Origin of the sequence: Bradyrhizobium sp. STM 3809, from assembly GCF_000239795.1 — a bacterium.
Classification (GTDB): domain Bacteria; phylum Pseudomonadota; class Alphaproteobacteria; order Rhizobiales; family Xanthobacteraceae; genus Bradyrhizobium.
The window spans coordinates 1-15,614 of the sequence record NZ_CAFJ01000489.1 but is presented as its reverse complement, the minus strand read 5'-3'; the positions used below and the strand labels follow the sequence as shown (position 1 = coordinate 15,614).

The window sequence follows — 15,614 nt, the reverse complement described above, 5'->3', positions numbered from 1 at the left end:
TCCTTCTTGCTCTGCGCCGAGGCGGGCGCCACGGCCGCGACGAGCGCGGTCAATGCGATGATGGATAGTTTTTTCAACATCTGTTTGTTTCTCCCGGACGGAACCGAATTATGCGTCAAAGCGGCTTGGAGACAAGGGGCGGATCTTCCCCGGCGGCCGGCGCCGGCAGCGCCATCACGCGTTCCGCGTGGTGGCAGGCAGCCGAATGTTGCGCGGTCAGCGCCCGCAACGCGGGAGCCGCCTCGCGGCAGTGGGCGTCGGCGAGCGGGCAGCGCGGCTTGTAGGCGCAGCCGGCAGCGCCCGACGATTGCGAGGCGATCGCAACGCTCTCACGCCTGCGCCTGACGGCGCCGGACTGCGCGCGCGGCACGGCGTCGAGCAGCGCCCGCGTATAGGGATGCGCGCACTGCCCGAACAGGTCCTCCGGCCGCCCGCGCTCGACGATGCGGCCGAGATACATCACCGCAACCTCGTCGCAGAGATAGTCGACGACCGCGAGGTCGTGGCTGATCAGGACGTAGCTGAGGCCGAACTGCTCCTGCAGGTCCTGCATCAGGTTGAGCACCTGCGCCTGCACCGACACGTCCAACGCCGACACCGGCTCGTCGGCGACGATCAGCTTCGGCTGGGTGATCAGCGCGCGCGCGATCGCGATGCGCTGGCGCTGTCCGCCGGAGAATTCGTGCGGATATTTGTCCATGTCGGCATCGCGCAAGCCGACCTGCCGCAGCACGGCCGACACACGCGTGCGGAGGCTGTCGCGATCCGGGCTGTCCAGCGCAGTCAGCGGCTCGGCGACAATGCGCGCGATGGTCTGGCGCGGGTCGAGCGAGCCGTAGGGATCCTGGAACACCATCTGGAAATCACGCCGCGCGCGGCGCAGCTCATCAGCAGGCAGCCGGTTGAGATCGCGCCCGGACATCAGCACCGATCCCGATGACGGCCGCTCCAGCGCCATGACCAGCCGCGCCAGGGTCGACTTGCCCGAACCGGATTCGCCGACGATGCCGAGACTCTTGCCAGCCTTCAGCGAGAGCGACACCCCGTTCAACGCCAGCACCTGTCCCGCAGGCCGCAGCAGGCTCTCGCGCGGCAGCGTGTAGCGCTGTACGAGATCCTTGATCTCGAGCAGCGGCGTTTCGGCAGAGGTCTGGATGGCAATGCTCACGCGACTGCTCCCGCCGGGTCGGGCGTCAGCGCGACATCGGTCCGGATGCAGCGGACACCATGGCCGGTGCCGATCTCGATCAGCGGCGGCAGCGCGGCGCGGCAGGCGTCGATCACGAGCGCGCAGCGATCCGCAAAGGGGCAGCCGGCCGGCAGGTCCGCCAGCTCCGGCACGGTGCCGGCGATGGTCGAAAGACGCGTGCCCTTGCGGGCGCCGAGCCGCGGCCGTGCCCTGAACAGACCCTGGGTGTACGGATGGCCCATGCGCGAGAACACCGCGTCGGTGGTGCCGCTCTCGACGACCGTGCCGCCATACATCACGATCATGCGCTGGACGTTCTCGGCGATGACGCCGAGATCGTGCGAGATCAGGATCATCGCCATGCCCTGCTCGGCGACGAGGTCGGCGATGAGATCGAGAATCTGGCGCTGGATGGTGACGTCGAGCGCGGTGGTCGGCTCGTCGGCGATCAGCACGTCGGGCTTGCAGGCCAAGGCCATCGCGATGGTGATGCGCTGGCGCTGCCCGCCGGAGAACTGATGTGGATAGGCGTCGTAGCGCCGGGCCGGGTCCGGCAGCCCGACGCGATCGAGCAGCGCGATCGCCTGGCGCTTCGCCTCCGCCGCGGAGCAGCCGGTGTGGCGCACGAGCGGCTCGGCGACCTGATGGCCGATCGTGTGCATCGGATTGAGCGCGGTCATCGGCTCCTGGAAGATCATGCTGATGCGGTTGCCGCGCAGCTTGCAGTAATCGGCATCGGGCAATCCCACCAGCTCGCGGCCATCGAGTCGGATGCTGCCGCTGACGACGGCGTTGTCGGGCAGCAGACCGAGCAGCGCCAGCGCCGTGATCGACTTGCCGCAGCCGGATTCGCCGACGATGCCGAGCGTCTCGCCGCGCCTCAGCGCGAACGACACTTCGCGCACGGCCTGCGCTGGGCCGCGGCTGGTATTGAGCCGGATGCCGAGGCCGGAGACCTCGAGAAGCGGCTGTTCGCCTGCGCTCATCGCTGCCTCGCCAGGCGCGGATCGAGCAGGTCGCGCAGACCATCGCCGAGCAGGTTGAGGCCGAGCACCGCGAGCGCGATCGCAGCACCGGGATAAACGGCGAGGCTCGGCGACTGGAACAGCAGGGTCTGCGCATCGTTCAGCATGCGCCCCCATGACGGCTGCGGGGGCTGCGTGCCCAGGCCGAGATAGGACAGCGCGGCCTCCGCCAGGATCGCCAGCGCGAACTGGATGGTCGCCTGCACGATCAGGATCGACAGGATGTTCGGCAGCACGTGCTCGATGGTGATGCGGACCCGGCCCTTGCCGGCGGCGCGCGCCGCCAGGATGAACTCGCGCGCCCAGATCGCGCCGGCCGAACCGCGGGTGACGCGCACGAACACCGGGATCTGGAAGATGCCGATCGCGATGATCGAGGTCACCATGCCCGGCCCGATCACGGCGGCCAGCATGATCGCCGACAGCACGGCGGGAAAGGCGAAGGTGAAGTCGCTGAAGCGCATCACCAGTTCCTCGGTCCAGCCGCGCTGCGCGGCCGCGACCAGGCCGAGGCAGACGCCGCAGGTCAGGCCGATGCCGACGGCGATGATGCCGACCAGGATGGTCGCGCGGGCGCCGACCAGCAGCAGCGAGACGATGTCGCGGCCGAGCACGTCGGTGCCGAGCCAGTGTTCCGCCGACGGCGGCCGCAGCTTGGCGGCGACGTCGATCTCATAGGCCGACCACGGCGTCCACACCAGCGACAGCAGGGCGGCGCCGAGCACGGCGAGACACAGCAACGCGCCGACCACGAAGCTGCGATGGCGCAGCGCGCGGCACCAGAACGCGTTCGACGCCGGCGCGACGCCGGTTCGAGTCATCACGGACAAACTCACAGCTCGTGCACCTTGATGCGCGGATCGATCACCGCATAGAGCACGTCGACCACGAAATTGACGATGATGACCATGGCCGCCAGCAGCATCACGCAATTGCGCACCACGATGAGATCGCGGTTGGCGATCGACTGGAAGATGAGACGGCCGAGGCCCGGCAGGTAGAACACGTTCTCGATCACGATGGTGCCGGCCAGAAGATTGGCGAATTGCAGGCCCATGACGGTGAGCACCGGGATCATCGCGTTGCGCAGCACGTGCTGCCACAGCACCTCGCGCTTGCTGAGGCCCTTGGCGCGCGCGGTGCGCACGAAGTCCTCGCGCAGAACGTCGAGCACGGCCGAGCGCGTCACCCGCGCCAGGATCGCGGCCTGCACCAAGGCGAGCGCCACCGCCGGCAGCAGCAGCGATCGCAGGCCGGGCCAGAGGCCGTCCTCCCAGCCGGGGAAGCCGCCGGCCGACAGCCATTGCAGCTTCACCGCGAACAGCAGGATCAAGAGGATCGCGAACCAGAAGTTCGGCAGCGCGATGCCGATCTGGGTCAGCGACATCACGCCGACATCGCCGATGCGGTTGTGGTTGGCCGCCGTGTAGATCCCGGCCGCGATCGCCAGCACCGTGGTCAGCGCCATCGCCAGGATGGCCAGCGGTATCGTCATCGCCAGCCGCTCGCGGATCAGTTCGGCCACCGGCGTGCCATAGGCATAGCTGTTGCCGAGATGGCCGGTGGCCAGCCCGCCGAGCCATTGCACGTAGCGGACCGCCAGCGGCTGATCGAGCCCGAGCTTGACCGTCAGCGCCCTGACCGCGTCGGGCGAGGCGTCCGCCCCCATCAGCATCTGCGCCGCGTTGCCCGGCAGGGCATCGAGCACCAGGAAAATGATCAGCGACGCCCCGACCAGGGTCGCGAGCAGCGTCAGGCATCGCCGCAGCAGAAACACGCTCATTCGAGCCGAAACTCCTCATTCTCGGCGGCCGCACGTTCTACAGCTTTGGCCCGGGATGCAAGCCCGTTGCCTGCATGATCCCCCCTCGCCGGCGCGGGTCTGTTGCATACGACGCGATCGTGGGGCCCGTCTCCGTCATGGCCGGGCTTGTCCCGGCCATCTACGTCGTCCGGCGTCCTCAGCTCGACGTGGATGCCCGGGACGAGCCCGGGCATGACCGAGCAACAAATTGGCCGCGGTTCGTGCCGCCCTAAATCCGATGGCCCTCGGCCGCGCAGGACACCGCCGCGCCACGCCGCACGGCGCTTGATCCCGGTCAACCGCCAGACGGCAACGATCGGCATCATGCGCCTGACCGCAGCAGCGCGAGGCGCATTGCCATCATGACCGCACGTCCGCACTTCGTCTGGGGCGCCTCGACCTCGGCCTTCCAGATCGAAGGTGCGGCGCATCGCGATGGCCGCGCCGACAGCATCTGGGACGTGTTTCTGCGCACGCCCGGGCGATCGAGCCGTGGCGATACCGCGGAGATCGCCTGCGACCACTACGCTCGCTATGCCGAGGACGTCGCGCTGATGCGCGCGCTCGGTCTCAACGCCTACCGCTTCTCGATCGCCTGGCCACGTGTGCTGCCGCAGGGCCGCGGCGCGGCCAACGCAGCCGGCCTCGCCTTCTACGACCGCCTGATCGATGCGCTGCTCGCCGCGGAGATAGAGCCCTGGCTCTGCCTCTACCACTGGGACCTGCCGCAGGCACTGGAGGCGCTCGGCGGCTGGCAGAATCGCGATATCGCCGGCTGGTTCGCGGACTACGCCGCGCTGATCGCGCGGCGCTATGGCGACCGCGTGAAGCGCTTCGCCACCTTCAACGAACCCTGCGTGTTCACCCTGTTCGGCTATGGCCTCGGCTGGCACGCGCCGGGAATCGCCGACAAGGTGGCGCTGCACAAGGCGATTCATCACGTCAATCTCAGCCATGGCCGCGCCGTCGACGTGTTGCGCCGGGACGTCGCCGGCGCGTCGATCGGCGCCATTCACAATCGCCAGCCCTGCTATCCCGCGACCGACAGCCCGGCGGACGCCGCGGCGGCCTTGCGCCTCGCGGCCTACTGGAACGACGCCTTCCCGTTCCCGCAATCCTTCGCCTGCTACCCGCCCGATCTGGCGGATGCGGTCGCGCCCCACGTGGCGCCGGGCGACATGGCCCAGATCGCCCGCCCCGTCGACTGGTTCGGGCTCAATCACTATTCGCCGCATTACGTCAAGGAAGCCACCAACCTGGTCGGCGCCGCGTTCGGCCCGGCGCCCGCTTCCGTGCCGCGCAGCGCCATCGGCTGGCCGGTGGTGCCCGGGGCCTTTCGCGACACGCTGCTCGACATTCACGAGCGGTTCCAGCTTCCGATCTATGTGCTGGAGAACGGCACGGCGGCCGATGATCTGCTCGGCCCGGGCGACCTGATTCAGGACGACGACCGGATCGCCTATCTCGCCGCCTACACCGCCGCCATGGAACAGGCGATGGCCGCTGGCGCCGACGTGCGCGGCTATTTCGTGTGGTCGCTCCTGGATAATTTTGAATGGGGGGCGGGCTATTCGCAGCGTTTCGGCATTGTCTATGTCGATCACGCCACCCAGCGCCGCATTCCCAAGGCATCGGCGCGGTGGTATGCGGAGACGATTGCGGCATGGAGGAGGTCGAACGAACCGGCCGGGCCGCACAACGGGCGGAAGATTGAGGGATGAGCGAGCGCGTTCTTCTGGGCGACATCGGCGGCACCAATGCGCGCTTCGCGCTGCTCGACGGCGGGGTGATCGGCGAGGTCGCGCATCTGAAGGTCGCGGACTTCCCGACCATCGCCGATGCGATCATTGACTTCCTGTCGCGCCATGCCGCGGGCGGTCCGCCATCGGCGGCCGTGCTCGACATCGCCGGCCCCATCGAGCGCAATCGCGGCATGCTCACCAACTCGACCTGGGTGATCGACGGCGCCGAGCTGGCGGCGCGGTTCGAGCTGCGCTCGGCGAAACTGCTGAACGATTTCGAGGCGGTCGGCTGGTCCCTGCCCGCACTGCATCCCGACGATCTTTTTCCGCTCGGCGGCAGCGCGGCCGTGGAGGGCGCGCCGATGCTGGTGATCGGCCCGGGCACCGGCTTCGGCGCGGCCTGCTATTTGCCCGGCGACGGACGCCCGACCGTCGCCGTCACCGAAGCCGGCCACGCCACCCTGCCGGCGACGACGGCGCGCGAAGCCGCGGTGCTGGCCAAGATGCGCGAGCGTTTCGGCCATGTCTCGATCGAGCGGGCGCTCTCGGGCATGGGAATCGAGAACGTCTACCAGGCCATCGCGGCGCTCGACGGCGTCACCGTGCCGAAGCGTGACGCCGCGGCGATCACCCACGCCGCGCTGGACGGTAGTTGCGCCACCAGCCGCGCCACGCTCGACATGTTCTGCGCCTGGCTGGGGGCCGTCGCCGGCAATCTGGCGCTGACCTTCTGCGCCCGCGGCGGCGTCTACATCGCCGGCGGCATCCCGCCGCGCTTTCCCGACGCCTTTGCGCGCTCCGACTTCCGCCGGCAGTTCGAGAGCAAGGGACGTTATGACAGCTATCTGCGTCAAATCCCGGTGCATCTCGTCACCAAACCCGACATCAGCTTCCTCGGCCTGAAATCCTTCTACGACTCCGGCATCACCACCAGCGGCGGATCTCCCGCGACCTGACCGATGAGCGACATCGTCACGATCACGCCGAACCCGGCCGTCGACGTCTCGACGACCGTCGAGACCATCGTGCCGGTGGCGAAGCTGCGCGGCACGACGCAGCGGCGCGATCCCGGCGGCGGCGGCATCAATGTCGCGCGCGTCATCACGAGGCTCGGCGGCGATGTCACCGCGCTCTATCCCGTCGGCGGCCCGACCGGCCTGCTGCTGAAGCAGCTCGTCGAGGCCGAGAGCGTCGCCAGCCTCACCTGGCCGACCGCCGACGATACGCGCGAGGATTTCTTCGTCCAGGAGCGCGCCACCGGCCAGCCCTATCGCTTCATCCTGCCCGGGCCGACGCTCAGCGAGTCCGAATGGCAGGGCGGGCTCGCGCTGCTGAGCCGGCTCGAGCCGTTTCCGCGCTTCGTCATCGGCAGCGGCAGCCTGCCCCGCGGCGTGCCGACCGACTACTACGCGAGCATCGCCACGATTGCGCGAACGCACGGCGCGCGGTTCATCCTCGATACGTCGGGCCCGGCACTGGCCGCGGCGGTCGCCGGCGGTGTCGACCTGATCAAGCCGTCGCTTCGCGAGATGCAGGAGCTCGTCGGCGGCGAGCTGCCCGATGCGGCGGCGTGGGAAGCCGCGGCGCGAACGCTGGTCGCCACCGGCAAGGCCGGGACGGTCGCGCTCACCATGGGCCATCTCGGCGCCCTGCTGGTCACACCGGAGCGCGTGCTGCGCGCGCAGCCGCTGACGATGGTGCCGGTCAACGCCGTGGGCGCTGGCGACAGCTTCCTCGGCGCGCTGGTCGCCAAGCTCGCCGCGAACGAGCCGCTGGAGGAGGCCTTCCGCTTTGCCGTCGCCGCCGGCGCCGCCGCGCTGCTGCGCACCGGCACCGCGCTGTCCGATCCAGCCGACATCAACCGTCTGCTGGCTGACGTGCGGCTGCAGACGGCGTGACCTCGGCAGCGGCAACGCCGTTGAGCCGGTCGAGCGACAGCAGCAGGCCGCCCACCCGCTCCAGCGACGACATCCACTCGGCGACGCGGCTGAAATTGTCCACCATCCAGTTGAACGAGCCCTGCACCAGCGTGAACGCCGCGGCTGCCTGGGTGAGCTCGCCGAGCGTCATCTGGTCGCCCAGGAATTTCGGCGCGCACAGCACGAGGCCGATGATCGGCGCCAGCAGCGAGTTCAGATGCGACACCAGGGTGTTGCGCATCAGCTGCCAGCACAGCCGCTTCCATTGCTGGATGGTACGGTCGAGCGCCAGCCAGATGCTGGCAATGACGCCGCGCTCCTCGTGCTTGGGCATGACGCCTTCGCCGATGTCGCGCAGATGATGCGCCGCCGTGATCAATTCCGACTCGACCTGGTTCTTGGTCTGGATCACGCGCGTGAGCGGCGCGCCGACCCACAGCATCGCGCCCGTGACGAGCCCCGAATAGACGACGACCCCGACCACCAGATAGCCGGGAATCCACAGCTGCAGCCCGGCCACGGCAAAGCCGATGGAGCCGCCGACCTGCCACAGCAACTGGACGAACACGACCGCCGTCAGCAGCGCCGAGATCACGCTCACCACGAAGTCGATCGGCGCATCGGTGGCGATGCGGACGTCCTCGGCAATTCGGTACTCGGGGATCTTCTGGTCGCCCTGCACCGTCGCCAGCCGCGCATAGCGGTCGTTCTCGACCCAATAGTCGATCACCTTGGCGCTCAGCCATTGCCGCCAGTTGCGCTGCATCGTCATGCGGCCCCACACCGAGACGATCGCCAGCACGACGCTCGACAGGCACAGCGGGATGAGCAGGACGGCCTGCTGCCGTAGCCGCGCCGGGTCGCGGCCTTCCAGCGCGTCGAAGAAATCCCTGTTCCAGTAGTTGAAACGGAACTGCACATAAAGCTGGAGCACGACCAGGACGATGAGGGCGGCGCAGAGCAGCCAGACCCGCCAGGCCGTCCATCCCAGCCAGAAGTGCCGTGCCGTCAGCCAGAACCGCGACCATTCGCGATTGCCGTCCTCGTTCTCGTCGTCGGAGCTCATCGCGGGGCGGGAGTCGTCCGGTTCATCGCAGGATGTGTCGAGCATGGACTGATGTACGGAGCTCCGGGACCCCCGCGCTTGATCTTCCGCAAGGCGTGGACCGTGCAACGCGACAAACTCCATGCCTGCGCTGCAATGCGGGAGACGATCGATGACGGCACCCGGTTACATCCGCTGGTTCAAGGATCTCCGCATCGAGGACGTCCCCGAGGTCGGCGGCAAGACCGCCTCGCTCGGCGAGCTGTATTCGGCCCTGGCGTCCCGGGGCGTGCGCGTCCCCAACGGCTTCGCCTTGACCGCCGCGAGCTATCGCGACGCGTTGCGTGCGGATGGCGCCGATGACGAGCTGCGCAAGCTGCTCGCCGGGCTCGACAAGCGGCGCATCGCCGATCTCGCCAGGCGCGCGGCCAAGGCGCGCGCGATCGTGTTCGAGGCGACCGATCGTGATGACCTGCGGCGCGACGTGGCGACCGCGTACAAGCAGCTGGAGCAGGAATACGGCCGCGGCGTCGCGGTCGCGGTGCGCAGCTCGGCCACGGCCGAGGATCTGCCGAATGCGAGCTTCGCCGGCCAGCACGAGAGCTTTCTCAACATCAGCGGTGCGAGGCAGCTGTTCAAGACCTGCCGGCGCTGCTTCGCCTCGCTGTACACCGATCGCGCGATCTCCTACCGCATCGACAACGGCTTCGCCCACGACAAGGTCGCGCTGTCGGTCGCCGTGATGAAGATGGTGCGCTCCGATCTCGGCGCCAGTGGCGTGATGTTCTCGCTCGACACCGAGAGCGGCTTTCGCGACGTCGCCTTCATCACCGGCGTCTACGGGCTCGGCGAGACCATCGTGCAGGGCGCGGTCGATCCCGACGAGTTCTACGTCCACAAGCCGACCTTCGCCGCCGGCTTCCGCAGCGTGCTGTCGCGCCGGCTCGGCGCCAAGGCGAGGCGCATGGTCTACGCCAAGGCGGGCGCGCGCGGCACCACGACGCGCATCGAGGCGACGCCGCCGGCCGCGCGCGCGACATTCTGCATCGATGACCGTGACGTGCTGGAGCTGGCGCAGGCGACGATCACCGTCGAGCAGCACTATTCGCAGAAGGCCGGCCGGCCGACGCCGATGGACATCGAATGGGCCAAGGACGGCCGCGACGGCGCGCTCTACATCATCCAGGCGCGCCCCGAGACGGTGGCCTCGCAGCGGCGACCGGAATCGGTCGAGACGTATGTGCTGAAGAAGCCGGGCAAGGCGCTGGCGACCGGCCGCGCCGTCGGCGAGAAGATCGCCGCGGGCAAGATCCGCCTGATCAAATCGGCGAAGGACCTGCGCGCCTTCAAGCCGGGCGAGGTGCTGGTAGCACCCTCGACCAGCCCGGACTGGGAGCCCGTGATGAAGACGGCGGCGGCGATCGTCACCGATCATGGCGGCCGCACCTGCCACGCCGCGATCATCGCCCGCGAGCTCGGCGTGCCCGCGGTGGTCGGTACCGAGGATTTCAGCAGGCGCGCCAGGACCGGCGCGAGCGTGACTGTGTGCTGCGCCGAGGGCGATGCCGGGCATGTCTATGACGGCGCCCTGCCCTTCGACGTCGAGCGCCTGGCAATCGACAAGATCGAGAAGCCGCGCACGCACATCATGGTCAATCTCGGCAACCCCGAGCTCGCCTTCAAGACCGCGCTGCTGCCGAACGACGGCGTCGGTCTGGCGCGCATGGAGTTCATCATCAACCAGTCGATCGGCATTCATCCGATGGCGCTGGCCGCGCCCGACAAGGTGAAATCGGCCAGGGACCGGGCGGCGATCAAGCGCCTGACCGCGCGCTACGACAAGCCGGCCGCATTCTTCGTCGAGCGGCTGTCGGAGGGTGTCGGCACCATCGCCGCCGCCTTCCATCCACGCCCGGTCATCGTCAGGCTGTCGGACTTCAAGACCAACGAATATGCCAGCCTGATCGGCGGCGCCGAGTTCGAGCCGAAGGAAGAGAACCCGATGCTCGGCTTCCGCGGCGCCTCGCGCTACGCGCACCCGGCCTATGCGGCCGGCTTCGCGCTGGAATGCGCCGCCTTGAAGCGCGTGCGCGACACGATGGGCCTTGCCAACCTCAAGATCATGATCCCGTTCTGCCGCCGCGTCGCAGAGGCCGAGAAGGTGATCGCGGCGATGGCCGGTCACGGCCTCGTCCGCGGCGAGAACGGCTTGGAGATCTACATGATGTGCGAGATCCCCAACAACGTCATCCTGATCGACGAATTCGCAAGGCATTTCGACGGCTTCTCGATCGGCTCCAACGACCTGACCCAGCTCACACTCGGCGTCGACCGCGATTCCGACATCGTCGCGTTCGATTTCGACGAGCGCGATCCCGGTCTCCTGACCATGCTGAAGCTCGCCGTCGAGGGCGCGCACCGCAACCATCGCCACGTCGGCATCTGCGGCGAGGCGCCGGCCAACTATCCGGACGTGGCACGCTATCTCGCGGGGCTCGGCATCGACTCGATCAGCGTCAACCCGGCCAGCGTGGTACGGACGATGGAGATCGTTGGCGGCGCGGAGCGCGATCTGGTGGCGCGGCGTCAGCAGGCGCTGGCCGGATAGAGCCAGGCGGGGCGTCGCCCGCCGATGGTCTTCAGGCGTCGCGCGGATGCGGATCGTCGGCCGGCGCGGCCGCGTCGGCGCGATCATTCATGTCGGAAATGGCGCGTTCGGCGTCGGCGATCAGCTGGCGGATCGGCCGGGATTGCTCATCCGGAACCGCATGCCCATCGGCCTTGGCCAGGTCGTCGAGCCGGCGCAGGATCTGCCGCCAGGCATCGAGCGTGCGCTTGAGCTGCATGAGCTGCATCACGACCGCCATTTCGAAGGCGAGGTCGATCCGCTTCGCACGAGCGATCCGCGTTGCGGCCGTCGCGAATTCGATGATGTCCGCCAACGCTCACCCATGAGATGCCTGCAGCACGGCCATCGATCCCCCCGGATGCGAGCGGCGCGAACTGCATGACCGCGTTCTCCGTTGAAGCGGTCCAGGTCAGATTGCGGCGCATTGTGGCCGGGGACCTTAAAGAACCTTGTACTTTGGTCACCCGTGGAACTCCGGTCGAGCGCCGTCGTGCGGCAGTCGGAGTCCGTAGCCCGCACGGCGAACGGCGCCCTGCTCCCCGTCGTCAAGCGAATTCAGTATCAAGACACCATCAGAGGCCCGTGCCTCGTCGCCAGGCGCGCACCAGCTGATAGCCGAGCATCGCGCCTAGCGCGGCGAAGACCAGCTGCGACGCTTCGACATTTGCGAACGTGCAATCCGGCCCATAGTCCGGTCGAACCCACCATGCCGGATGACCTGCGACGAGCAGCAGAGCTGCGACGACCGGCGGGGGCGGCGCTCGCGCCTGATCTCGATCACCACGATCGCAGCCGCGACCAGCGCGCTCGCGAGCCACCACGTCTGCGCGGTCGCGACCGCCCTTGCGATCGAGGTCTCGGGGTTGACCAGTGAGCAGGCCCACGCGGCGCGAAGCGGCATGCTCGCGCCCAGCAGGCCCAGGGCCGGCAGCAGACGCCGGCCGCGCCCGAGCAGCATGAGCGCCCCGTTTGGTGCCCGGCTCAGCGCGCCGCCTCGAACCCGCCGAGCACCGCGGTCAGGTTCTGCCCGAGAATGTCGGAGAGATAGCCGCCCTCCTGAACGAACACCGTGGGCAGGCCGAGCCGCGCGATCGCGGCCCCGATGCGCCGGAAGCCCGGCGTGGTCACGGCGAGGCCCTTCAGCGGATCATGCTCCGAGGCATCGAGGCCGAGCGCCACCACCAGCGCGCCGGGCGCGAAGGCGTGGATCGTCTTCGCCGCGGTCTCGAACGCCTTCAGATAGGTGTCGTCGCCGCTCTTCAGCGCCAAGGGAATGTTGAGGTTGGCGCCGAGCCCGGCGCCGGCGCCGCGCTCATGCGCGTAGCCCCAGACGAACGGATAGTAGTGCGTCGGATCGGCGTGAATCGAGATGGTGAGCACGTCGGGCCGTTCGTAGAAGATGCCCTGCGTGCCGTTGCCGTGATGGACGTCGACGTCGAGGATCGCGACCCGCTCGTGGCGCTGGCGCAGATGCGCCGCCGCGATGGCGGAATTGTTCATGAAGCAGAAGCCGGAGGCGATGTCGCGATAGGCGTGGTGCCCCGGCGGCCGGCACAACGCATAGACCGCGTCCTCGCCATCGAGCAGCAGCTGCGCCGCCGACGCCGCGACGTCGGTCGCGGCGCAGGCGCCGGCCCACGTCCCCGGCCCGATCGGCGCCGAAGTATCGGTCGTATGCCAGCCGAGCCGCCCGACGATATGGCTCGGATAGGTCGCGGCGTTGCGCACGGGATGCATGTTCGGGATCATCTCCGCGCCGGCGTCGCCGAGCGCGGCCCAGGCGTCCCAGGCCTCTTCCAGGAAATTGAGATATTCCGGACTGTGCACGCGGGCGCGGGCTTCCTGGCCGAACGAGATCGGCGCGACCAACTCGTGATGGCCGGCCTTCAATCCTGCAAGCAGGCGATCCGCCCGTTCCGGCTGCTCCGTGGTGCGCTTGACGACGCCGCGCACGAGATAGAATTGCGGATCATGGCTGCGGTGCAGCTCGGTGTAGACGGCCTTCACGCGATCGGGCTCCTGTTCGCTTGCGCGAACGATTGTGCATGCAGCAGGGACCGAGACAAGCACGGATGGTTTGCACCCCACATGGACCTGGGGGAGGCAACGTCCGGATGGCGGAACGGACCGGCGGCAGGCGTCTTCCGGTTGTCGGCAGCGAGTCCGCCAGCATCAAGGCGATGAAGCGCGCAGGCCAGGGTGGATGTGAGGAGAGATCCGCCGGGCGCTCGTCTGCCGGCAAGACGGTGGCAAGGACCGCCGTCTCAAAACCTCCGCGTGCAAGCCTGAGCAGCTCACCCGCCGCAACCGCCACGCGATCCTTCGAACCGTCGGCGCCTGGCCCGAGCGCATGAACGCCCCGGCATCGATGCAAAATTGGTATCAATCGATACCGGCTTGGGCTTGGACCCGGGCCCGTCATCTCCTCTAGGACAGGTGTTGAGGAACGTTTAAGAGAGGTAGCGCGCATGAGCGCAATCGTAACTGCGGCAGAATTGCGCCGATCGCGCGTGCGGCTGTTCATCGTGACCATGCTGTTCCTGGTCACCACCGTGAACTACGCCGATCGCGCCACGCTCTCGATCGCAGGCCCCGCGCTCGCCAAGGATCTGCATCTCGATCCCGTCGCGATGGGCTATGTGTTCTCCGCCTTCGGCTGGTCCTATGTTCTCGCGCAAGTCCCGGGCGGCTGGCTGCTCGACCGCTTCGGCTCGCGCTGGGTCTATGCCTGCAGCATCGTCGTCTGGTCGATCTTCACCATGATGCAGGGCTGGATCGGCTTTCTCTCCGGCGGCGCGGCCATCGTCGCGCTGTTCGCGCTGCGCTTCCTGGTCGGCCTGGCCGAGGCGCCGAGCTTCCCGGCGAACGCCCGCATCGTCGCCGCCTGGTTTCCGAGCAACGAGCGCGGCACCGCGTCGGCCTTTTTCAACTCCGGGCAGTATTTCGCGACCGTGATCTTCGCGCCGCTGATGGGCTGGATCGCGCACGAGTTCGGCTGGCGCCACGTGTTCACCGTGATGGGCGCGCTCGGCATCATCATGGGCCTGGTCTGGATCAAGACCATGTACGGCCCGAAGGAGCATCCTGGCATCAACGAGGCCGAGCTCGACTACATCAAGCAGGGCGGCGCGCTGGTCGACATGGAAGGCGCCCGGGACGAAGCCAAGACCTCCGGGGGACCGACCTGGTCGCACATCGGCCAATTGCTGTCGAACCGCATGATGCTCGGCGTCTATATCGGACAGTACTGCATCAACACCCTGACCTACTTCTTCCTGACCTGGTTTCCGGTCTATCTCGTCAAGGAGCGCGGGCTGTCGATCCTGCAGGCGGGCTTCGTCGCCACCCTGCCGGCGCTGTGCGGCTTCATCGGCGGCGTGCTCGGCGGCTTCATCTCGGACGCCATCCTGCGCAAGACCGGCTCGCTCACGCTCGCCCGCAAGATCCCGATCGTCGGCGGCATGCTGCTGTCGATGGCGATCATCGGCTGCAACTATGTCGACGGCCAGGCGCTGGTGGTCGGCCTGATGGCGCTCGCCTTCTTCGGCAAGGGCATCGGCGCGCTTGGCTGGGCCGTCGTCTCCGACACCTCGCCGAAGGAAGCGGGCGGCGTTTCCGGCGGACTGTTCAACACCTTCGGCAACCTGTCCAGCATCACCACCCCGATCGTGATCGGCTACATCCTGTCGGCTACCGGCTCCTTCAACGGCGCGCTGGTGTTCGTCGGCCTCAATGCCCTGGTCGCGGCGTTCGCCTATCTGTTCATCGTCGGGCGCATCCAGCGCGTCCAGCTCCGAGCCTCCTGAGCACCACGCCCCCTTGCGTGGTCCTCGACTTGAACGGCGGTCCCCCGGCCGCCGTTTTTTTTGCGCGCGTCGCATAAGCCCGCAAGAGCCTGCCGCAAAGACGGTGCACTCCCCTCCCCCTTGCGGGGAGGGGGAGCACACCTTCGCTGAAGTTGATTTCTCCTAATCAAAATCAACTTGCTATTTTTCCGCAATCATGTTTATCTCCCCGCATCCCGCCTCAAGCAGCAGGGGCGTAGCGCGCGATCGTCACGACACGCGAGGCGGGGATGCGATGGCCGCGAGAGATCGCAGCGCCCTCTCACGAGGGTGCGGACGAACGATCAATCGCGGACGTGAAGTCGCAGCGTCCTGATACCCCGAAGCTGGTATCAAGCCGCGATGGCGCCGATGCGCCGCGTGGTGATGGTGGCCAACAAGCCGGCGCACCAGGGAGACTGCGTATAAGCGTGAAG

At 68.0% G+C, this 15,614-nt stretch carries 13 protein-coding genes; 5 read left to right on the top strand and 8 right to left on the bottom strand.

All coding sequences use genetic code 11. The features are described from left to right. Positions 1–115: 115 nt before the first annotated feature. Genes BRAS3809_RS22595 through BRAS3809_RS22580 form a run of 4 tightly spaced genes read right to left on the bottom strand, consistent with a single transcriptional unit; the run spans position 116 to position 3,997 of the window. Entirely contained in the window at positions 116–1,168 is a 1,053-nt protein-coding gene (locus BRAS3809_RS22595) for an ABC transporter ATP-binding protein (protein ID WP_008964355.1), read from the bottom strand. After that, entirely contained in the window at positions 1,165–2,175 is a 1,011-nt protein-coding gene (locus BRAS3809_RS22590; protein WP_008964354.1) for an ABC transporter ATP-binding protein, read from the bottom strand. Before BRAS3809_RS22590 ends, BRAS3809_RS22595 begins: the two co-directional genes overlap by 4 nt. Then, entirely contained in the window at positions 2,172–3,035 is an 864-nt protein-coding gene (locus BRAS3809_RS22585) for an ABC transporter permease (RefSeq protein WP_052523471.1), read from the bottom strand. Before BRAS3809_RS22585 ends, BRAS3809_RS22590 begins: the two co-directional genes overlap by 4 nt. Before the next feature lie 11 nt (positions 3,036–3,046). After that, positions 3,047–3,997, bottom strand: coding sequence for an ABC transporter permease (locus BRAS3809_RS22580; protein ID WP_008964352.1), 951 nt, complete (start codon positions 3,995–3,997; stop codon positions 3,047–3,049). A 383-nt stretch (positions 3,998–4,380) separates the two neighbouring features. On the opposite strand from BRAS3809_RS22580, the gene BRAS3809_RS22575 reads away from it, so the two are divergent. Genes BRAS3809_RS22575 through BRAS3809_RS22565 form a run of 3 tightly spaced genes read left to right on the top strand, consistent with a single transcriptional unit; the run spans position 4,381 to position 7,658 of the window. Continuing rightward, on the top strand, positions 4,381–5,739 hold the full coding sequence (locus tag BRAS3809_RS22575; protein ID WP_008964351.1) for a GH1 family beta-glucosidase: 1,359 nt from the start codon (positions 4,381–4,383) through the stop codon (positions 5,737–5,739). Continuing rightward, positions 5,736–6,716 carry a glucokinase gene (glk, locus tag BRAS3809_RS22570; protein ID WP_008964350.1) on the top strand — a complete coding sequence of 327 codons (981 nt, stop codon included), beginning with the start codon at positions 5,736–5,738 and terminating at the stop codon, positions 6,714–6,716. The genes BRAS3809_RS22575 and glk overlap by 4 nt, the downstream gene beginning before the upstream one ends. Positions 6,717–6,719: 3 nt before the next feature. Next, positions 6,720–7,658, top strand: coding sequence for a 1-phosphofructokinase family hexose kinase (locus tag BRAS3809_RS22565; protein WP_008964349.1), 939 nt, complete (start codon positions 6,720–6,722; stop codon positions 7,656–7,658). On the opposite strand, the gene BRAS3809_RS22560 is transcribed toward BRAS3809_RS22565, so the two are convergent. Continuing rightward, the gene (locus tag BRAS3809_RS22560; protein WP_008964348.1) at positions 7,618–8,790 is read right to left on the bottom strand and encodes an SbmA/BacA-like family transporter; all 1,173 of its coding nucleotides are present in this window, start codon (positions 8,788–8,790) and stop codon (positions 7,618–7,620) included. The two genes, BRAS3809_RS22565 and BRAS3809_RS22560, sit on opposite strands and share 41 nt — an antisense overlap. 106 nt (positions 8,791–8,896) lie before the next feature. Here BRAS3809_RS22560 and ppsA point away from each other — a divergent pair, with 106 nt between their 5' ends. After that, a complete protein-coding gene (ppsA, locus tag BRAS3809_RS22555) occupies positions 8,897–11,332 on the top strand; it encodes a phosphoenolpyruvate synthase (RefSeq protein WP_008964347.1) in 2,436 nt (811 codons plus the stop codon). Positions 11,333–11,363: 31 nt separating this feature from the next. On the opposite strand, the gene BRAS3809_RS22550 is transcribed toward ppsA, so the two are convergent. From BRAS3809_RS22550 to BRAS3809_RS22540, 3 genes are all read right to left on the bottom strand, one after another. Then, positions 11,364–11,666, bottom strand: coding sequence for a hypothetical protein (locus tag BRAS3809_RS22550; RefSeq protein WP_008964346.1), 303 nt, complete (start codon positions 11,664–11,666; stop codon positions 11,364–11,366). Between the two features lie 315 nt (positions 11,667–11,981). After that, positions 11,982–12,311 (bottom strand): hypothetical protein, encoded by a 330-nt coding sequence (locus tag BRAS3809_RS22545; RefSeq protein ID WP_008964345.1) that lies wholly within the window; start codon positions 12,309–12,311, stop codon positions 11,982–11,984. A 23-nt stretch (positions 12,312–12,334) separates the two neighbouring features. After that, a complete protein-coding gene (locus BRAS3809_RS22540; protein WP_008964344.1) occupies positions 12,335–13,360 on the bottom strand; it encodes a histone deacetylase family protein in 1,026 nt (341 codons plus the stop codon). A 461-nt stretch (positions 13,361–13,821) separates the two neighbouring features. Between BRAS3809_RS22540 and BRAS3809_RS22535 the strand changes: the two genes are divergently transcribed. Next, on the top strand, positions 13,822–15,159 hold the full coding sequence (locus tag BRAS3809_RS22535) for an MFS transporter (RefSeq protein WP_008964343.1): 1,338 nt from the start codon (positions 13,822–13,824) through the stop codon (positions 15,157–15,159). The last annotated feature ends 455 nt before the right edge of the window (positions 15,160–15,614 follow it).

Excerpts from the sequence above, each read along its gene's own strand:
- BRAS3809_RS22590 (WP_008964354.1), bottom strand. The coding sequence starts at position 2,175 with ATGAGCGCAGGCGAACAGCCGCTTCTCGAGGTCTCCGGCCTCGGCATC.
- BRAS3809_RS22585 (WP_052523471.1), bottom strand. The coding sequence starts at position 3,035 with ATGACTCGAACCGGCGTCGCGCCGGCGTCGAACGCGTTCTGGTGCCGC.
- BRAS3809_RS22580 (WP_008964352.1), bottom strand. The coding sequence starts at position 3,997 with ATGAGCGTGTTTCTGCTGCGGCGATGCCTGACGCTGCTCGCGACCCTG.
- BRAS3809_RS22575 (WP_008964351.1), top strand. The coding sequence starts at position 4,381 with ATGACCGCACGTCCGCACTTCGTCTGGGGCGCCTCGACCTCGGCCTTC.
- glk (WP_008964350.1), top strand. The coding sequence starts at position 5,736 with ATGAGCGAGCGCGTTCTTCTGGGCGACATCGGCGGCACCAATGCGCGC.
- BRAS3809_RS22565 (WP_008964349.1), top strand. The coding sequence starts at position 6,720 with ATGAGCGACATCGTCACGATCACGCCGAACCCGGCCGTCGACGTCTCG.
- BRAS3809_RS22560 (WP_008964348.1), bottom strand. The coding sequence starts at position 8,790 with ATGCTCGACACATCCTGCGATGAACCGGACGACTCCCGCCCCGCGATG.
- ppsA (WP_008964347.1), top strand. The coding sequence starts at position 8,897 with ATGACGGCACCCGGTTACATCCGCTGGTTCAAGGATCTCCGCATCGAG.
- BRAS3809_RS22545 (WP_008964345.1), bottom strand. The coding sequence starts at position 12,311 with ATGCTGCTCGGGCGCGGCCGGCGTCTGCTGCCGGCCCTGGGCCTGCTG.
- BRAS3809_RS22535 (WP_008964343.1), top strand. The coding sequence starts at position 13,822 with ATGAGCGCAATCGTAACTGCGGCAGAATTGCGCCGATCGCGCGTGCGG.